The sequence below is a fragment of the Chryseobacterium carnipullorum genome (assembly GCF_003815695.1).
GTDB classification, from domain to species: domain Bacteria; phylum Bacteroidota; class Bacteroidia; order Flavobacteriales; family Weeksellaceae; genus Chryseobacterium; species Chryseobacterium carnipullorum.
Window position 1 is genome coordinate 4,553,411 of the sequence record NZ_CP033920.1, and the last position, 20,383, is coordinate 4,573,793.

At 35.7% G+C, this 20,383-nt stretch carries 16 protein-coding genes; 10 read left to right on the forward strand and 6 right to left on the reverse strand.

What is annotated here, in order from left to right:
- Positions 1-48 precede the first annotated feature (48 nt).
- The 3 genes from EG346_RS20840 to EG346_RS20850 form a co-directional block, all read right to left on the reverse strand.
- A complete protein-coding gene (locus tag EG346_RS20840; protein WP_123881275.1) occupies positions 49-2,463 on the reverse strand; it encodes an ABC transporter permease in 2,415 nt (804 codons plus the stop codon).
- A 133-nt stretch (positions 2,464-2,596) separates the two neighbouring features.
- On the reverse strand, positions 2,597-3,319 hold the full coding sequence (locus EG346_RS20845) for an ABC transporter ATP-binding protein (protein ID WP_123881277.1): 723 nt from the start codon (positions 3,317-3,319) through the stop codon (positions 2,597-2,599).
- Positions 3,320-3,348: 29 nt separating this feature from the next.
- A complete protein-coding gene (locus tag EG346_RS20850) occupies positions 3,349-4,596 on the reverse strand; it encodes an efflux RND transporter periplasmic adaptor subunit (protein ID WP_123881279.1) in 1,248 nt (415 codons plus the stop codon).
- A 207-nt stretch (positions 4,597-4,803) separates the two neighbouring features.
- Here EG346_RS20850 and EG346_RS20855 point away from each other — a divergent pair, with 207 nt between their 5' ends.
- The gene (locus EG346_RS20855) at positions 4,804-6,147 is read left to right on the forward strand and encodes a sigma-54-dependent transcriptional regulator (RefSeq protein ID WP_123881282.1); all 1,344 of its coding nucleotides are present in this window, start codon (positions 4,804-4,806) and stop codon (positions 6,145-6,147) included.
- Between the two features lie 22 nt (positions 6,148-6,169).
- Positions 6,170-7,486, forward strand: a complete 1,317-nt coding sequence (locus tag EG346_RS20860; RefSeq protein ID WP_073335929.1) for a sensor histidine kinase — start codon at positions 6,170-6,172, stop codon at positions 7,484-7,486.
- A gap of 885 nt (positions 7,487-8,371) precedes the next feature.
- Here the strand turns inward: EG346_RS20860 and EG346_RS20865 are convergent.
- Together EG346_RS20865 and EG346_RS20870 are read right to left on the reverse strand one after the other, a co-directional pair.
- Positions 8,372-9,025: a response regulator transcription factor gene (locus EG346_RS20865; protein WP_181876080.1), complete on the reverse strand. Its 654-nt coding sequence runs from the start codon at positions 9,023-9,025 to the stop codon at positions 8,372-8,374.
- Complete coding sequence (locus EG346_RS20870) at positions 9,009-10,736, reverse strand: sensor histidine kinase (protein ID WP_123881283.1); 1,728 nt, start codon at positions 10,734-10,736, stop codon at positions 9,009-9,011. Before EG346_RS20870 ends, EG346_RS20865 begins: the two co-directional genes overlap by 17 nt.
- A 365-nt stretch (positions 10,737-11,101) precedes the next feature.
- On the opposite strand from EG346_RS20870, the gene EG346_RS20875 reads away from it, so the two are divergent.
- Together EG346_RS20875 and EG346_RS20880 are read left to right on the forward strand one after the other, a co-directional pair.
- Positions 11,102-11,674, forward strand: a complete 573-nt coding sequence (locus tag EG346_RS20875; RefSeq protein WP_073335934.1) for a Crp/Fnr family transcriptional regulator — start codon at positions 11,102-11,104, stop codon at positions 11,672-11,674.
- A gap of 239 nt (positions 11,675-11,913) precedes the next feature.
- Positions 11,914-12,615, forward strand: a complete 702-nt coding sequence (locus EG346_RS20880; RefSeq protein ID WP_123881285.1) for a type 1 glutamine amidotransferase domain-containing protein — start codon at positions 11,914-11,916, stop codon at positions 12,613-12,615.
- A gap of 199 nt (positions 12,616-12,814) precedes the next feature.
- On the opposite strand, the gene EG346_RS20885 is transcribed toward EG346_RS20880, so the two are convergent.
- Entirely contained in the window at positions 12,815-13,474 is a 660-nt protein-coding gene (locus tag EG346_RS20885) for a MarR family winged helix-turn-helix transcriptional regulator (protein ID WP_228426240.1), read from the reverse strand.
- Positions 13,475-13,716: 242 nt separating this feature from the next.
- On the opposite strand from EG346_RS20885, the gene EG346_RS20890 reads away from it, so the two are divergent.
- The 6 genes from EG346_RS20890 to EG346_RS20915 all read left to right on the forward strand — a co-directional run bounded on the left by EG346_RS20890 (position 13,717) and on the right by EG346_RS20915 (position 20,367).
- A complete protein-coding gene (locus EG346_RS20890; protein WP_123881289.1) occupies positions 13,717-15,045 on the forward strand; it encodes a hypothetical protein in 1,329 nt (442 codons plus the stop codon).
- Between the two features lie 92 nt (positions 15,046-15,137).
- On the forward strand, positions 15,138-15,644 hold the full coding sequence (locus EG346_RS20895; RefSeq protein ID WP_123881291.1) for a helix-turn-helix transcriptional regulator: 507 nt from the start codon (positions 15,138-15,140) through the stop codon (positions 15,642-15,644).
- Between the two features lie 305 nt (positions 15,645-15,949).
- The gene (locus tag EG346_RS20900; RefSeq protein ID WP_228423856.1) at positions 15,950-16,318 is read left to right on the forward strand and encodes a hypothetical protein; all 369 of its coding nucleotides are present in this window, start codon (positions 15,950-15,952) and stop codon (positions 16,316-16,318) included.
- Positions 16,294-16,635: a transposase gene (locus EG346_RS20905; RefSeq protein ID WP_073335954.1), complete on the forward strand. Its 342-nt coding sequence runs from the start codon at positions 16,294-16,296 to the stop codon at positions 16,633-16,635. Before EG346_RS20900 ends, EG346_RS20905 begins: the two co-directional genes overlap by 25 nt.
- A 680-nt stretch (positions 16,636-17,315) precedes the next feature.
- Complete coding sequence (locus EG346_RS20910) at positions 17,316-19,043, forward strand: amidohydrolase family protein (RefSeq protein WP_123881293.1); 1,728 nt, start codon at positions 17,316-17,318, stop codon at positions 19,041-19,043.
- A 181-nt stretch (positions 19,044-19,224) separates the two neighbouring features.
- Complete coding sequence (locus EG346_RS20915; RefSeq protein WP_073335958.1) at positions 19,225-20,367, forward strand: vWA domain-containing protein; 1,143 nt, start codon at positions 19,225-19,227, stop codon at positions 20,365-20,367.
- The last annotated feature ends 16 nt before the right edge of the window (positions 20,368-20,383 follow it).

Genomic DNA, 20,383 nt, shown 5'->3' on the forward strand with positions numbered 1-20,383 from the left:
GATTAATTTAAATGGATTTTAAAGAAAAATAAATACTCAGAATGAATATCATTCATATTTAAGATACTTCACAAGACTTACTTTTGTCGCTTTATAGGCTTTAATACTCACTACTGCAAATGTTAAAACAAGGAGAACAACAAGACTTATCATGAATGGCCAGACCGGCATATCAATACGGTAAGCAAAATCTTTCAGCCATTCGTTCATGAGGTAGTAACTGATCGGAATACTGATAAGAACAGCCACTAAGGTAATCCATAGGAATTGTTTTGTCAGCCCCATAATTAAAATTCCATCGGAAGCTCCTAATGTCTTTTTAATCGCTACATCTTTCAGCTTCTGTTCGATCATGAGTGAAGACAATGCAAATAACCCTAGTAATGCCACCATGAGTACCATCGCATTCAGAATGGTGAAAAGGGTCTGCTGTCTCTTGTATTTCTCAAAGGTTTTGGCAAATTTCTGATCCACAAAGAAATAGTCGAAAGGATATCCAGGTTCTACTGATCCTGACCAGTATTTTTTAATTCTTTTTACAGTACCGTCAATATCATCAGGTTTTATTTTAAGCTGAATATTATAGACATTTAATCTTTTCCATTCTGTTTCCTTGTAATGAAAAAATATAACGGGGTCTATTGCGGTTCTCAAACTTCTGATATTGAAGTCTTTTACAATGCCTACAATATTATATTTTTTGGTGTCAAATCCCGGGCGGATTTCATTCTTAAAAACTTCGTCATCATTCCATCCGAATTTCTTTACAAAAGCTTCATTAACCAACACATTGTTGATGGTGTCAGATGAAAGATTCGGATCCAGCCAACGGCCTTTTTTAAGTTTTACATTCATAAACTGAAGGTAATTGTAGTCCATAGATCCATGCTGAGCCTGAATACTTTTATCCATAAAATCCACATTTGAACTGCTGGACCTGTTGCTTCCGGGAACTATTTCACCATAAGAAACTTCAGCCACGCCCGGGATTTTGCTCATCTCTGTTCTAAGTCTTTCATACTTCAGCCATGATTTTGGATTAGATTCACTGAAGTTAATTATCAAAATCTGCTTACCGCTGTACCCAAGGTCTTTATTCATCATATATTTCACCTGTTGATTGACAATCAGTCCGCCAATAATGAAGAATGAGGAAATAATCAGCTGTAAAGTCAGAATTCCGTTTCTGAGCCAAATTCCATGTTTGCTTCTTGCGAAATTTCCTTTGAGGGTTTCTATCGCTTTGAAGTTGGACAGATACATAGCCGGAATCAATCCGGAGATTAATGTCACCAGAATAACCATCACGAAAGAATCGAAATAGATATGCCAGTCATTCATCTTCATTTCTTTATCAAAAAACTTGTTGAAACTTGGTAATAGAAGTTCCGTTAAAGCCAGTGAAAGCAAATAAGAAGCGATACAAATCACAAAGGTTTCCATCAAAAACTGAACAATCAGATTGGATCTTGTACTTCCAATGGCTTTTCTTACGCCGATCTCTTTAGCACGTTGAGAAGCCTGCGCGGTTTTCAGATTGATAAAGTTAATAGCCGATAAAACAACAATCAGGACAGAAAGTGTAAACAATATCATGATGGTTTTAAAGTCAGGGCTTCCAAACCATGATGCTTTTGCATGAAGCTTTATTTCGTCAAGGGGAGTAAATACACTCCCGGTAGGGCCATAGAGATCCAGATATTGCTGAGGTGTCATTCCGGAGGAATCTTTGTCCAGCTTCGCTCTGTACTCAAAAATCTCTTTTAAAAATTTTTGTTGTAAATCGTCAATATTAGTTCCTTTTTTAAGCATAAAGAAGCAGCCGTAATTGAAATTACCCCAGTTCTTTTCATCATCTTTAATCTGCTGTACCGGGTTGATGATAAACTGCGGTTTAATCTGGCTGTTATCTTTCGGCAGCTCATAAACTGCCGTAACGACATAATTTTTTCCGTCAAATTTGACGCTTTCTCCGGCGGCATTGGTGGTACCAAAAAGATTTTTAGCCGCAATAGTAGACAACGCAATCACGCCCTCTCCTTTTAAAGCATTTTTATAGGTTCCAGAAACCAATTTGAAAGGAAAGAAGTTAAAAAAACTTTCCGTCCCGGTCATTCCTTCCTGCTGATAGGCTGTTTTGTATTTAGTCGTCATTTTAAGTCCTATTCCGGAACCATTGAACAAAACATAATCCTCTACTCCCGGAATTACTTCTTTGGCCCGTCTTGCCATGGGAACAGAGATATTATTCCCGTAAGAATTATCTGTCTTGTAGTAACTTTGGAAATAGTAAATCTGATCTTTTTTAGGATTCCATTTTTCGAATGATTCTTCATCATTCCAATGCAGCAGAATCAGCATAAAGCCGGTAAGACCTACCGTAAGTCCGAATAAATTGATTGCAGTAGACAACCAGTTTTTTTTATAATTGATGAAAGCTATTTTAAGCCAGTTATTTAGCATGATCGTATAATTTTGTAGTTGATGAAGGCATATTTCCAACCGTATTCAGGTTGAAAATACACCTGACATCAAAGAAGCTGAGCTTCCACGGTTACTAGTTTTTGACAATATAATGAGTTAAAGAATGGTCTAACTACCGGATTTCCTGAGCTTCCGCTTTTTCAAAAATATCTTTTCTCTGGGAAGCGTGTTCTTCATTAAATATTTCACCGTCTTTCATATTAACAATTCTGGAAGCAAAACCTGCATCATAAGAAGAGTGGGTTACCATGATAATGGTAGACCCTTCTCTATGAAGTTCTGCGAGAAGATTCATGACTTCATTTCCATTGGAGCTGTCAAGATTTCCGGTAGGTTCATCGGCAAGAATCAGTTGCGGTTTCGTAACCAGCGCTCTTGCTACGGCTGCTCTCTGCTGCTGTCCTCCTGAAAGCTGCTGAGGATAATGATTTGCCCGGTGACCGATATTGATTTGCTCCATAATCTCCTCTACCCTTTTTTTTCTTTCAGAAGAGGAAACTCCGTTGTAGATTAATGGTAATTCTATATTTTCATACACACTCAGCTCATCGATCAGATTAAAATTCTGGAAAATGAAACCTATATTTTTCTTTCGGATAGCGGATTTCTTTTTTTCTCCTGCTTTTACAGTTTCCACATCTGCAAATTTGTAAGAACCTGCAGAGGCATCATCCAGCAAGCCGAGAATATTAAGAAATGTAGATTTTCCACAGCCTGAAGGGCCCATTATGGCTACAAATTCCCCTTCATTGATATGAAGACTGATGTTATTCAAAGCATTGGTCTGTACGTCTTCAGTTTTGTAGATTTTAGAAAGATTCTGAACATTGATCATTTTGATTCTTATTTAAAGGTGAGGGTTAATTATTTATTGTTTTTAATCTCAAGGATTTCATATTTTTTAATATCTGAATAGTCAGATGTAATCACTGTTTCCCCGCTTTTTAATCCTGAAACTACTTCGTAAAATAAAGGATTTTCACGGCCTAAAACAATGTTTCTTTTTTCTGCTTTATTTCCTTTCACTACAAAGATCAATTTTCCGTTCGTATCTTTATAAAAGTTACCTTTTGGAACCATGACACTTTGGGTATCTGCGGAAAGTTTCATTTTAACGCCAAAAGTCATCCCTATTTTCAGGTTTTGTGGTTTTACATCTGTAAAGTTAAGTTCCACAGAAAACTGTCCGTCTTTTACTTCCGGTAAAATTTTAGTGATGATCACGCTATACTGTTTACTGTCGTTATCCAGACTTCCTTTGATTCCGTTTTGCAGTTTATTGATATAGTATTCATCTACTTTTGCCACTAATTTATAGCCGTCCATCAAATCGATTTTACCAATACTCTGTCCGGTGGTCAGGTTTTCACCTATCGAAACATTAAATGATGACAGCCTTCCCGAAGCGGGAGCCATGATCAGGAAATTATTTTTATTGGAATGCAGGATCTGAAGACTCTTCTCCATCTGACTGATTGAAGAATTCACCGCAGATATTTGCGAGCTTCTGGATTTTTTTTCATTAAAAGCTCCATTTTCTACGATTAATTTTCTTTGTTTCTGGTAATTTAGATTCTGCAGGCTGATATCATAATCTGTCTTTTTTCCGATTTGAGCATCATAAAGACGTTTTTGTAGATTAAACGACTGTAAAGCCGTATTGTAATCATTCTGAGACTGTAACAGTTCTTTGTCCTGAGCGAATTCCTGATTTTTAAGTTCAAGAAGTGTACTTCTCATCTGACTGATCTGCTGCATGATTCCTGTTTCCTGATTCAGATAATTAAATTCTGTGTTGGGATTATAGACTTGCGCAATGGGCTGCCCCTTCGTCAGAATCTGTCCGTCTTCGGCAAATATTTCTTTGATGGCTCCTCCTTCCAAAACATTCACCAGAGAGGAATTAAGAGATTGGGTCTGCGCGGTAAGCATCAGCATATCTTCAAACTTTCCCCGGGTGACTTCTTCCATCTGAATGTCTTCCGCTGAAACATTATACGTTTTTTTTTGTTTGACAAAATACAGACTGAACAGTGATCCTGCCACTATTATTGTCAATCCGACTAAAACAATTTTCAATTTAGATTTCTTTTTTACTATTTTCGTATCCATAATAAGATAACTCGTTTGCTTACAATTAATTACACAATCCAGATGCCAGTAAATTATAAATCTGTAAGTCTTTGACAATCTGAAATAAAGCGTTAAGACGGTTTGTAAAAACTGTTCATTATCGGACACTTTTTGTGCGAAAATGAACACTTAAGCCTTAATTTTGTGTGATGAGTTCTCTGTTTAATTAATTTTTTTTAAAATAATATGCGTAAAAAAGAAGCTCATATATTGATTGTAGATGATAATGAAGATATTTTATTTTCTGCAAGGGTTTGGCTGAAGAAATTTTTCACGGAGGTAAGCTGCCTGAGCCATCCCGCAAAAATTCTGAAATTCATCGTTGAACACCAGATCGATACTGTTGTTTTGGATATGAATTTCCGAAAAGGATTTGAAAATGGTCAGGATGGTCTGTACTGGATGAATGAAATAAAAACACTCGAACCACAACTTCCTGTCATTCTGATGACGGCTTACGGTGAAGTGGAACTGGCCATTGAGGGGTTAAAAAAAGGAGCGTCTGATTTTATCCTCAAACCATGGAATAATGAAAAACTGTATGCTTCTGTCAATCTTGCCGTGGATATTTCACGAAAAAACAAAAAGCTGAGCCAATGGGAAAATATCCATCAAAAAAGCAATCAGTATCAGCTGGACAGTCATTCACAAAAAATGCAGGAGATCCTTGATCAGATAAAAAAGGTCTCTCCTACAGATGCCAACATTCTTCTTCTGGGTGAAAACGGGACGGGAAAATACGTTCTGGCGGAGTCTATTCATGAGCAGTCCGACCGGAAAAATGAGCCTTTTGTACATATTGATCTGGGAAGTATTTCCGAGAATCTCTTTGAGGCTGAATTATTTGGTTATAAAAAGGGAGCATTTACAGATGCACATCAGGATTATGCCGGAAAAATAGAAAATACACAGAATGGAACCGTTTTTCTGGATGAAATAGGCAATCTGCCGCTTCAGCTCCAGACTAAACTGCTGAGCCTGATCCAAAACAGAAAACTCTCCAGAATTGGGGAGACGAAAGAAAGGATACTGGATGTTCGTTTTATTTTTGCCACTAATGAAAATCTGAAAAAAGCGGTAGCAGAAAATAGGTTTCGTCAGGATTTATACTACAGAATCAATACAGTGGAAATTAATATTCCGGCTTTGAGGGAAAGACAGGAAGATATCAATCTACTTGCGATCTATTTTTTAGACCGCTACAAACAGAAATACCATAAGCCGAATTTAGAATTATCAGAAACCCTTTTATCTCAGCTCAAAAATTATCCCTGGCCGGGAAATATCCGCGAACTGGACCACTGTATCGAAAGAAGTGTTATTTTATCCAATGATAAAAATCTTCAGCTGTTAATGCCTCAGCTGGAAGAACAGGAAAGCACGATCACCAATCTTAATATTGAAGAAATGGAAGAAATGCTGATTAAAAAAGCATTGAAAAAGCATCAGGGCAACATCTCTCTGGCTGCTGAAGATCTGGGACTTTCGAGAGCTGCTTTATACAGAAGGATGGAAAAATTCGGATTATAATTTGATGTATCTTTAGATTTCAATGAGTAAAAATAATTACCTCCGCTTCATTTACCTATCACTTGCTATTGCCAGTGGAATTTTATGCTATCATTTTTTCCTGATCGAAAAGTGGATTAATGTGCTTCTTTTTTCTACCCTGACTTTAATTTTAATCCTTTTAGTAAATTCTTCATTTTTATCTCAAATTGCAAAAACAGAGAGGATCGTTCAATCCATCATCAAAAAAGATTTTTCATTATTTCCCAAACAAGAAGGTTCTGAATTAATAAACAGCAGTGTACAATTATATTATCAGAGTAAAAACGAGCACCTTTCCCTATCTTCCTATAAACTACTATATGAGAGTATCTTAGATCAAATGGATATCGGTCTGATGATTTTATCAGAAGCAGATAAGGAGTGGAAAGTCTTTTATGTGAATCCTACCTTCCTGAATATTCTTGAAATTCCAAAATATAACTCATGGAAACTGTATGCCAGTAAAATTCCTGAATTTTACCGGATTATTGAGGAGACAAATTATGAAAGTTCACAGGACTTTCTTGATATTTCCATCCGTCAAAATGCAAAGCAATCTTTTTCCTTGAGAACGAAACAGGTGAAAAATGTTCAGCATAGTTTCTATATCATCACTTTAGAATCTGTTCAGAAAATCATTGAACAAAAAGAAAAACTGGCCTGGAACAACCTCATGAAAGTGATTTCTCATGAACTTTTAAATACATTAACTCCCGTGAACAGTCTTATCCAGAATCTTGAATACATCAGTAATCAGGATACGGTGAGTAAGGAAGATCAGGAAGAAATGAAAGAAAGTCTGATGATCATCACTTCAAAATCCAAAGAGCTCCTCAATTTTGTTGATAATTACCGTCAGGTGGCAGAACTGCCAAAACCAATTTTGAGAAATGTCTCTCTTAAAAAAATTACGGAATCTGCAGTGAATTTTTTAAAGCACGAATTTGAAAAGAATAATATTCAGCTGGTTTTGGATCTGGAAGAACATTTTGTTTCTGCAGATGTGAAAATGATTGAGCGAAGCCTTATCAACCTTTATCTCAACGCTATCTTTGCGGTCTCTGAAAAGGAACAAAAGATGATCAAAACGTCCATAAAGTCACAAAACAACCGGGTTATTCTCACATTAACAGATAATGGTTCAGGGATTACGAATGAAATTAAAAATAAAATATTTCTTCCGTTTTTTACAACAAGAGACGGAGGTTCGGGAATTGGCTTAACACTTTCGAAAAGCATTATGGAAGCCCATGGAGGTTATCTAATCTACCATTCAGAGGAAGAAGGAAGTTCTTTTGAAATGTGGTTTTTACAATAAAAATGATTCCAGAATTTTACATCCTTGTCATTTCATTTATCGTTTAAACTTTCCCGAAAATTTTCAAACCCTCTTAAAAAACAAAAAGAAGCTGCCCTTCTTGGACAACCCCTTTTTTTCTGTATTGAATAACCTATGAACCTATTTAACTTCTCTATCGTAATTTTGTGTTTTTTTAAGAGCGGCTTTCGAGAAGTCCGGCCAAGGTTATGCATACACTTATATTAATTTCATCATTTCGTTTTCAAGCAGCCATACTGTGTTACTTTACAGCTACTCTCTTTTTTCAGTTGGCCAGGGATTAAAAAAACTAAAGTATTTTCAATTCCTGTGCGATGTTCATTTGGTTTTTATTTCTGGTACAAAGTAACAACTTTACCTGATTAATTGCCGAACAAATAGCATCGATATATATCGATAAGAGCCTAGATGTTTATCGAAAAAAAGACTGAATAAAATACGAAGAAACTCTTATAACAAAAAAGAGGTTACCCCTTTTGGACAACCCCTTTTTTTCTGTATTAAATAACCTACCCACCCATTTGACTTCTCTATTGTAATTTTGTGTTTTTTTAAGAGTGGCTTTCAAGAAGTCCGGCCAAGGTTACAGATACACTTATTTTAATTTCATCACTTCGTTTTTAAGCAGCTATACTGTGTTACTTTACAGCTACCTTCTTTTTTCAGTTGGCCAGGGATTAAAAAAACTAAAGTATTTTCAATTCCTGTGCGGTGTTCATTTGGTTTTTATTTCTGGTACAAAGTAACAACATTGCAGAATAAAATACGCCACATGAAGCATCGATATATATCGATAAAAGCCTAGAAGTTTATCGACACTATAATTTATCCGGCAAAGAAGGAAAAGGTTGAACTTTAGAAAACTTAAATTTTATGATGGGTTTTGACCAAATCAATCAACTCAACGAGGTTTTCTATTTTCAATTTATCAAAGATATTTTTTTTAATTGTACTGACGGTATTCTGCTTAATGTCCAGCTGATTGGCAATTTCAAGATTCCCCAGTCCATCGGCATACATTTCTGCAATCTGCAGTTCTCTGTTCGTCAGGCGGCTAAGAGGATTAATTAATTCAGGATTGTGAACAAACTGTACCATTAAATTACGGGAAACGGCAGAAAAATACTCGCCTTTGTGTACCATATCTGAGATGGCCTGTCTGATCTGCTCCTCTTCACTTAATTTGCTGACATATCCGTTGGCCCCTGCTTTTATAAATTTTAGCACATGCAGATCTTCTTCAAGTCCGGTAAAGACTAAAATTTTAATATGAGGATTTGCATTTTTCATTTCCGGTAAAATATGCAGGCTATTGCCGTCCGGAAAGTGAGCATCAATGATGGCTATTTCAATTTCTTTTGATTTTACAAGTTCTACAATCTGCAGCAAAGATGAAGTATGATATACTTTGGAATTGGGAACAATTTCATCAATCAGGATCTCCATCCCCTGGCGTACAATACTGTGATCATCCGCTAAAAGGAATACGATCTCCTTATTTTCAATTGGAATTCCCATTATTATTGATATTTAAATTAATACTGAATGTTACTTTTGTTCCTTTGTGTAATTTACTGGAAACCGATATTTTACCGTTGAATAGTTCTATAATTTCTTTACACAAACTTAATCCCAAACCTGCGCCAAAATTATCAATTTCTTCGGATATCATTCCCTGATAATAAGGTTCAAAGATTTTTTCCAGATCAGAATCTGATATTCCTACCCCTGTATCCGCTACTGTTGCGGTCAGTTTAATTCTATGATCATCAATCGTTTCTGTGGCGATGGTAAGATCAATTTGTCCGTTTTCTGTAAACTTGTTGGCGTTCCCCAGAATGTTCATAAAGATCTGGTTGATTTTGATAGGATCCGAATTGACGATCAGGTTTTCAGGTATTCTGTCCGTCACCATAAATTTATTATTTCTGGTTTCGATATAAGGCTTAACGGCTTTAACAATAGAATTTATTTCATCTTTAACATTAAAGACGGTATTGATCAATTTATTTTCGGTCTCCTGATTTCTCGTATATTCTAAAATCTGTTTAGATTGTATCAGCAAGGTGCTATTGGTAAATTTGATAGATTTCAGATAGTCTTTCGTAGTCTCATCCGTTGTCGTTCTGTTGATCTTATCGATAAAAATATTAATAATTTTCAACGGCGACATGAGTTCATGGCTCAGCATTCCCAGAATTCTGTTTTTAAAAGTAAGACTCTTTTTGATCTCTCCGTTGGCTGCATTTAATTTGAACTCATAAATAAACGCCATTCTTGTAAAATACATGATCAAAATGGATACAATGAACATTAAGACCATTAATCCCAGGACCAGATATTTTCTTAATTTATTATTGTCTGAACTTTGCTTGTTGTATTCTTTCTCCAATTCGGATTTAAATTCTCTGATGGCATTTTCATAGACATTAATCAGTCCATTACTGTAAACCAACAACTTACTAAAATTACTGTAAAATTGAGCATTATCTCTTTGGTGTTTCACAGCATCAGACTGAACCTTTCTCACTTCATCTGAGTAATGTTTATCCATAGATTTTATGGTATTATCCATTTCAGTTTTTATGTTGGACAGATCTACCGTTTTATTGTTGGTCAGGGTGATTACCGTACTTTGTTTCTGAACTTCCACTTTTCCCGAAAAAGCATCTTTCAAACGTCCCATAAAGCCTTTCTTCTTAATGGTATCGGAATAGGTACGGGTTTCTATATTCAGATTATCGAAATTATTTTTATATTTTTTAAGTTCATAAGGCTTGTCATCCACCTTTGCCGGAGGGTTCAGAGAAGACTGATAAGCAGAATCTATTAATGTTTTCAGTCTATTAACCTGCAACGTATCTTTTTCCTGTAAAGCCAGTTTACTTTTCAATCTTGGTTTTATGCTTTCGTATTCGCCTATTTTATCAAAATTGCTTTTAAGCTTTCGCATGGACTGAAAGTATAATTTGAGATCTTTATCATCCTGGCTGATCATGTATTTTTGAAGGTGATTTTGGGCATCCATGAAATCTTTTCTGGAATCATCCGTCAATCCACCCAACGCTCTGCTTTCTTCCAGTCGCTCTTTGATAAAATTCAGTTTCTTTTCATTGACAAATTCGTTATAAAAAAAGACGGCTATAATAACCTGTATCAATAGAATACAAGCGATCAATGAGTAATGAACAATCTTCCTCAATTTAAAATTTAAGAATTTACTTTTCATATCTATTTATCAGCTAAATTAATTTTCTGATTATTTAAGTCTGTTGGCCCTTAGTTTTATTTATATGATCATACAGCACTGCCAAAAGCTGAGCAATGGATCTCTATCATTTAATTACAAAGTTAAAGTAATTTTTGTCTTATTATAATAGCAAATACCTCATAAAACAGAGAGAATTTATCTTGCTTTATTTAATCATAATTCATAGAACCTGAGAATTTCTTTCAGTAAAGGGATTTTTGATAAAAGATATGAAATTTCCATCTTAGTTTTATTACATTTCGAAACACAATTTTTCCATATATCACAGGAAATGTGTCCATCAAATGTCAACATCAAGTATATTTGTATAATAGTATCATCATATGAATGCAAAAGAAATTCTGAGAACCCATATTAATAAAGTCGTCGATCTTACCGATGAGCAGTTTGATTATTTCTTTTCTTTGTTTAAACCTCAATCTTTTAAAAAAGGGGAAACCCTGATCAGGGAAGGTGATGAAGTAGATCAAGAGTATTTTGTTCTGGACGGTTGCTTAAAAACATTTTATACGAACGACAGTATGAAAATGCATATTCTCCAGTTTGCAACACGTATGTGGTGGGCTTCGGATTATAATGCCCTGTACAATGATGAAAAAGCATCTTTCAGTGTAGATTGTGTGGCAGACGCCCATACCTTGTGCCTTTACAGCGAAGACAGGGAAAAGGCTTGCAGGGAAATCCATGAAATAGAGCATTTTCTGCGCTGGCGCTCCAACAGAGGGTATGTGGGATTACAAAAACGAATCCTTTCTCTTTTGAATAATAATGCACGCAGCCGGTATGAAGAATTGATGATGCAACATCCTGAATTGTATCATCTTGTTCCCAAACAGTTAATTGCAGCCTATCTGGGAGTTTCAAGAGAGACTTTAAGCCGCCTGTACCAATCCTAAAAAGTGATCTATATCACAAAAAAGCACCTGCTTCCGGTAAAGTGATGTAGGTCACACCATAATCTCCTCTTTTTGCCTCAACTTCGTATTGTTATTTACAGACAGGAAAAAATAGAGGGATACGAAAATTCATATTATTTAGTTGGAACGTTTTTCTCTACATCAGTAATAGGTATCTTTTGCTTTCAATAAAGTAACTGCCAATACAAAATAGTCTATCAATTTTAAAATTAAAAATAATGAATACAGCCATTTTTAAAGTACTTATTGTACTTACATCACACGATCAGTTAGGTGATACAGGACTTAAAACAGGTTTCTGGTCAGAAGAATTTGCAGCTCCCTACTACGCACTTACGGAAGGAGGTGCAGAAGTTACCCTGGCTTCACCACTGGGTGGCAGACCGCCTCTTGACCCCAAAAGTGAACTTCCGGAATTTCAGACAGAAGCAACCAAACGTTTTGATGCAGACGAAGCTTTGCAGGAAAAACTTTCACACACGTTGAAACTTAGTGACGTAAATGAAGAAGATTACGACGCTGTTTTTTATCCTGGAGGTCATGGACCACTTTGGGACCTTACCAATGATAAAAATTCTATTGCTCTGATTGAAGCTTTTTACAGGAAAGGTAAGCCGGTAGCAGCCGTTTGTCATGCTCCCGGAGTCCTAAGATTCGTAAAAAACGAGGACGGATCTCCATTGGTGAAAGGAAAGCAAGTGACCGGATTTGCGAATACAGAAGAAGAAGCTGTTCAATTGACCAACATCGTTCCTTATCTGGTAGAAGACGAATTGAAAAAATTGGGAGGAATATACAGCAAAACTGAGGACTGGCACAGCTATGTTTTACAGGATGAACATTTGATTACCGGACAAAACCCGGGATCCTCAATCGCGGTTGCTCAAAAACTTATTGAGCTGCTGAATAGTAAAAAATAACAGGAACTCAATGATTAAGATGGATAATCTGATTATCTCATGACTTCAAAAATACAATTATTAAAAGTCTGCCTATAACATGCAGACTTTTAATATTACAGTATCAAAACCCAGCTGGCATAAAGGTTTTTAGAGAACTCCTTAAGTTCTTTACCTTTTTATGTGTGCTTTACTGACGCATCTGTACAATTTCCTGTCATCAGTTTTTTCCAACCGGATATTCACTGTAAACCCTATCGATGAGATGGTCGGCATCAATGTTTCTGGAAAATATAGGATGGTGAAATTTATCTAATTTGTCTAAAATTCGAATCAGCTCCATCTTTTCAGAATAGTGAAGATCACCCGTTACGATATGAGTAGCCTGGCGTATTTTATGCATCTGATTTTCAAGTGAAAGCAATCCCTTTTCCGTGATTTTTATCACTTTGGCTCTTTTATCGGTGCTGGAGCTGCATTGCTCCACCCAACCCTGTTTGATCAGCCTGTTGATGATAAGGTTACCCACCGGTTTATCATGGATATTCTTTTTGATAAGCTCGGTTTTGGTCATCGCACCAAATGCCTTAAGATTGATGAGATAAATAAAGTCTTCCTGGGTTGTAAAACCTGAACCGGAAATAGCTGACTTTGAATACATTTTGGCATATCTGTTAAGATGAACCAATAAAGTGGAAATGACACTTTCGGGAGTTCTCCCCTCTTCTTTGCCTTCCCAGTCCGGTTCTTCCACTTTTGAAGCAACTTTAGTTTTAAATTCTTTATTCGTCCATTCTAAAAAACCATTGATGTCATTATCATAGAGCCCTGATTTATTTTGATTTTCAAAAATTTCGGATAACTCAATCAAATTTTTCACTAATAAATAATTAACCATAGGTAGATTTTCGCTGTATAAATATACTAATAATTCACTAAATCAATATAAATAATTATCGTATTAATCCATTAATAAAAACATTAATGTACTATTCTTTTTTTCACTCAATTTATAATAATTTTACTCTTAAACTCAAAGCGGTGACTCACAAGATTTTTTTTTCAATATTATTCCTATTCTATTTCATTTTTACAAAAGCTACTGAAAAAAAAATCGACAGTTTGTACACCATTAAAAACAAAGAGTACAGATTAAAAGGTGAATTCTTACATGCGATACATTATAACGAAATCTTAATTAAGGCTTCATCAAAAATTAATTACAAAAAAGGAATTTTTAACGGACACTTGCTGAACGCCGGATTATATTGTGACCTGGATCAATATGACCAAAGTTTTAAAGAACTAAAATTTTTAGAAACTTACTTGGGTTCAATAGATGATCCTTATCTTTTATCGGGCTATTACACAGAATACGGTGAAATTCTAAGATACTGCAGTCTGTATTCGAAGTCTATCTACTACCTTAATAAGGGAAACTACTTTGCCGGAAAAATCAAGAATCAGAAACTCAGGTCAAAAAAAATAAGCCTGATTAATACCTATAAGATTGATATTTTTGAAGCACGAAAAGAATATGACTCAATGATTTATTACCTCAAAATGAATCATTCCATACACAAAACCCCTCAGAACTCTGCCAGGATAGGAACATTTCATGCTGAGAAATTAAAAAAAACAGATTCAGCAGATCATTATATTCTGGAGTCGGAAAAGATGGTGAATATCGATCCTAGTCCCGATAACAAAGCATTCCTTTATCTTCAAAAAGCAAAGATTTTATTCTGTAAGAAAAACTATGATTCAAGCATTGCGTACTGCAATTATTCATTACGGTTATGGGAATCTTTAAAAAGGAAACATTTCATCAGAGAAACCTATTTATTACTTAAGCAGAATTACAGAAATACCAATGATCGATCCCAGTATCATCTGTATTCTAATAAGTATTTGATCATTAATGATTCTATTCACACTAATTTTAAAAATACAATGGATCAGGTGATTGAAACAATAGTCAATGATGAACATACCAAAATATCTAAAAACAGCTATTTCGTAATGGGTTCATTTCTTATGGTGGGCCTGTCGTTTTTCTACATTTTATACAAAAACAGGACAGAAAAAAATAAAATTGAAAGAATTAACAAAAAACTGATAGAAAATCAATATATCCTGACTCATAAAAAACTAGAGATCAACCAGTCCCTGGTTGAGATGGTAAAAACGAATAATCCTTTATATTTTAAGACATTTCAGGATCATTACCCCAAATTTACTTCAAATTTACTGAAGAAATACCCAAATCTGACCAAGTCGGATTTGTATTTAGCAACCTATATTTTTCTGGACATGAGCAGTAAAGATATTTCAAAATACATTTTCGTGGAAACAAAAACGATCTATATGAAGAAGTACCGTTTAAGGAAAAAAATATCGCTGCCATCTGAACACGATCTTTATATTTTTATTCAAAATTTTGAGGAATAATGTCTAGAAATGAAAATGTAGTGATTTTGTAGTACACATTTACCAAGTTCTTTTTACCTAAGTCTATAAATTCGCGAAAATTTTGACACTGTATGAAAGAACCGCATTTATTATTATTCTTATCCATCACTATTTCAACAACATACATCCTATACTATCTCATTCTTTTTCTTTTTAAATCAACCCTTTCTAACAGAAAATACAAAAGAATGGCACTGAATAATAAATTAATCAATGATATTTTATTATCACACTATTTAAAATGTCGACAAAATAGCTATACTCCCCAGGAAAAATATAAAAGTATTACCAGTACAGAAATCGTAGAATTACTCAAAAGTGAAGGTAGATTCATCTGTGAATTTAACAAATCCTATCCGGGATTTACGAAAAGAATCATTGCTATCAATCCTTCCATTTCTAAATCTGAAATCATATTAGCTGCTATGATCAGGTTGGGATTCTCCAACAAAGAGATTGCCAAATACACCTATGTAGAAGAAAAAACAGTTCACACCAAAAAATACAGGCTGAAAAAGAAACTGGGAATCCAGAGTAATTTAGATATCAATCAATTTATACAGAGTATCAGCGTCTAAAAAACACAAGTACAGTAAAAACAGACACTAAATACCATCTTGTAGTCATTTTGTAGTGATTTTGTAGTAACTCAAAAACACTGTTACAGAAAAAATATACTATAAATTTGCTCACATAATACAGCAAGTGCAGCACCCTCAATCTCAACAATTTCCAGCTATTCTCTGAAATTTTCTACACGGCAGTATGAGATGACTATGATTATGAAAAATTAATACTGCTAAAATAAGATGAGGAAAATTGGTTATAAAAAATACTCATGGATTTTAAAAACATACATATTGGCGATTTGATAAAAAATCGGATGGAATCATTACAAATAAAAGTTTCTGATCTCTCTGCTGATATGGGTTGCACAGATAAGGATATGAACAGCCTGTTGCAAGCCGAAACAGTAGACTCCGATCTTTTGCTTCAATTCTGTAAAATACTGGAATATGATTTTTTCAGAATTTATACGCAGCATTTAATATTATATGCACCCTCCACTCCACCCAGTAAAGTGGTTAATAAGACTCAGCTCAACATCCGGAAGAATATTTATACTCCGGAGATTATCGAATTCATATTAGAATTAGTACGTACTGAAAAAAAGACTAAAGAGGAGATCATTACTGAATACAGGATCCCTAAATCAACATTACACAGATGGATAAAGAAATACGAAAAATAACGGTCCCGGATTATAAAAGAATTTTCAATGATATCCTTCTCTACAAGCATCCTGAAAAGAAAAACGAATGCGTCCTTTTACTGCAAAAGGAAAACCTCTCCACACTGGATGTGATCCGACTCAACAGTATTATTTTCAAAAACCACAGTGAAAAGGACAAAATCCCCAATCAGAAACACCGTTCTTATGACCAATCTACGATACTCCAGATTTTAGACTATCAGAAGACTAACCGTTTAAATAACATTCAAACCGCTCTTTATTTTAAGCTCAGCAGAAACACTATTACCAAATGGAAAAAGCATTTTTTGGTATGAAAAAGGACTCCTCTTGGTGTTCTGTCCTCTGGCGCTAAGGAACAAAAGATAAAAAAACAGACTGCATGAAAACAAAACAATATCAATAATCCTTTTGATCACATTACACAATTTCCTTTGGCAATGCAGGAATTAAGACAGCCAAGGAGCAGCAAAAAATAATGGAATAACAGCCTGCCCAGATCAGATTTCTTCCAACCGATATAAACAACTTAAAAACATTCAGAGGATAAAGCCCAGTAAGAAATAGAATTAGAGCAAAATAATATCAATAACACTGGTGCAGATTGGCCTCATGTCCAATCTGATGATCGACAACATTCTGGATACTTTACCTCCTCCTCTTTCCACCCCTATCACCTCTTTTGGTTAGGTTTTATAAATAACAAATGATGACTTCAGGAAAGAGGAGGTTTATAAAATTTTATCGCTACCCAAAATGATAGTTCAGATATTGAGGAATGAGCATGCCTATATTCCTGATTTCATTCCTGCAGGCCCTCAGAAAAATCAATAAATGACAGGATCAAAACGCCATTTCAAAAACAGCCAGCCCTCTGCCATCGAATTTTAGGACAAAAAAAAAACTCCCTTTCAGTGACTTAACAACGACAATAAAAAAGAGAATTCAGATTGAATATTTGTTTGTAAATTGTGCGCAAAACGAACACCCCTGAATAATGAGTATCCCAACACTACCGGAAACACCTCTGCATACGCAAAATTCATCTGCTGAAAAAAGACCTCCTTTTATTAATTGTCATACCCACACCTTTACCGGGGAACATATTCCGCCATTTCTTGGTAAAAAGCTTTTGCCGCTGGGACTTGGATTTGTACTGACTATAAAACTGATTGTAGGGTATTTCAGATGGTACTATAAAATTCCGGCCAAATGGAGGTATCAGCGTCCCTATAAAAAATGGCAATCCCTTCGTTTCGGCATCACCTGGTTTCTTCAGAAAGTTCCTTATATTACCTTTCCTATTGGAATGATTTTAACTTTAGACACTCTTCTTATTCTTTTTTTTGGAACTCTTTCCGATAAATTTAATGACCATGCCTGGTTTGGATATGTGGAAGAGTTAAGTACTTTTATGCAGCGTATTTTTCTTTTGCCTTCGCCTGAACAGATCATATTAAGGTGTTTGATTGTGCTGCTGCTCTTTGTACTCAGTAAATCGGGACGAAATCTGGTGATCTTTATAGCCAGAAGTCTGTTTCAGTTTCTGCGGTTTTTACCGGGATCGGAAACCTCAGCCTATCTGAAGCGTTATATCAGTATCGGCAGGTTTGCGTTTCATAAAAAACAAATGACCATCTTCCGTATGCTGGAAAAGCAATATCCTTCTGATGGCCGTTTCGTGGTTCTTCCTATGGATATGGATTATATGGAAGCCGGTACACCTCCATCAAACTATATGAATCAGCTTAATGAACTCAAGGCTCTTAAGCGAATCAAATCTAAAACCTGTATTCCCTTTGTCTTTGCTGATCCGCGCAGGATCAATGATGACCGCACCTATTTTGATGAGATGAAAAACTGTATCATCAAAGAGGATTTCAGAGGAATTAAAACCTACCCTGCCCTTGGCTATTATCCTTTTGACAAAGATCTGCTTCCCCTGATGTTATGGGCGTGTGAAAACCAAATCCCTGTACTGAATCATTGTATTAAAGGCACCATCTATTATCGCGGAAATAAAAAGAAAGAATGGAACAGCCATCCTGTATTTTTACAGTCTACGGGAGAAAAAGGAAAGCGGGAACCTTTAAGACTCTATGAACTTAACAATAGTGATTTCTCTAATAATTTTACCCATCCGCTGAATTACCTGTGCCTGCTGGACGAATATTATCTGAAACTGTTGCTTGAGCATTATAATGACGAGGCATTGAATTCACTATTCGGATATACGAACCGGGATGAGCCCCTTAAGAAGAATCTCAGCGAACTGAAAATTTGTTTCGGACATTTCGGTGGCGAAGATGAATGGGCTAAATATATGGAACGTGACCGTTATCTTTCTGAAAACGGCTTTACAACTCCGCAGGGTAAAGGAATCAATTTCATTCCTACGGCTTTGGAAAATTCGTGGCGTCATAACACCTGGTTTGCCATTATCTACAGTATGATGTTACAATATCCTAATGTTTATGCAGACATCAGCTATATCCTTCATGATGACCGAATATTTCCGATGCTAAAATCGCTTCTGAAAAAGGACAGTGGCATCAGTGACAGAATTCTTTATGGCAGCGATTTTTATGTAGTCCGCAGTCAGAAGAGTGATAAACAGATGTGGGCAGATACTGCCGGGAGACTGACCGATCATGAGCTGGAACTGATTACGAGAACTAATCCAAGGAGTTTTCTTTATAATAAAATCCATGCCTATGTTGACTAGTCTTTAATGATCTTCCCTACGAAAAGTCCGCACTGGTTAATGCTCGTTGAAGCTATAGGTCATTTCATATCGCTGTCATTAGTATTTTCTATTTTCCTGAGCGGGTCCTGATGTGATATTTCGCTAACTTGTATGCTTAAATAAAGTAAATCAGGTTAACTGATAACAGCAGCAGCATCTTATGAAAAATAAAGATTTTAATATTCAAAAAGGATTTACGTTCAGTAAACACATTCCGGAAGATATTTCTCATTTTGACCGGGTCTTTGATGTTTTCAAAGATTTGCTTACCCATACTTCCGGTGATATTGAGGAAGCCTTTGAATGGCTTGATATGCTCGATAAAGAATATGATATTTTCAGCGATGAATATTCGCTTCAGGATTTTGAGGAAGACCTGAAAAAAAGAGGATATATCAAGGAAGAAGACGATCCTAAAGAAGGTAATTCAGGAGCGGGGAAAGGCAAAAATGTATTAACGGCTAAACTGGAGGCAGCTTTACGTGAATATGCATTGGATCAGATTTTTGGAAAACTGAAAAAAAGCGGCATGGGAAATCATCGAACCACAAAAACGGGCGTTGGTGATGAGCGTGATGGTGAAAACCGTTCTTTTCAGTATGGAGATGATCTGTCCACCGTAAATATGACAGAAAGCCTGAAGAATGCACAGATCAATAATGGAATTTCTGATTTGCGACTAACGGAGGATGACCTTATTGTAGAGGAAACCAAACATAAAGCTCAAATGAGCACCGTCCTGATGATTGACATCAGCCACTCTATGGTTTTATATGGCGAAGACCGGATCACTCCCGCCAAAAAAGTAGCCATGGCGCTGGTAGAATTAATTAACAGGAAATATCCTAAAGATTCCATCGATATTATTGTCTTTGGAAATGAAGCCTGGCCGATAAAAATTAAAGATCTCCCCTATTTAAAAGTCGGGCCTTATCATACCAATACGGTTGCCGGACTAGAACTGGCAATGGATATTCTCCGCAGAAAAAGAAATACCAACAAACAGATCTTTATGATTACAGATGGAAAACCAAGCTGTATTCAACTTCCTACCGGAGAATTTTACATGAACAGTAATGGCCTGGATGAAATGATCGTTTCGCAGTGTCTGAACAGAGCAGCACAAGCCCGAAAACTTAAAATCCCCATCACAACCTTTATGATCGCCCAGGATCCTTATCTGCGTAAATTTGTGGAAGCTTTTACGGCTCAGAATAAGGGAAAAGCCTTTTTAACAGGACTTTCCGGCTTAGGGCAAATGATTTTTGAAGATTACGAGAAAAACAGAATAAAGAGGATATAGATTTCAGATGTCAGAT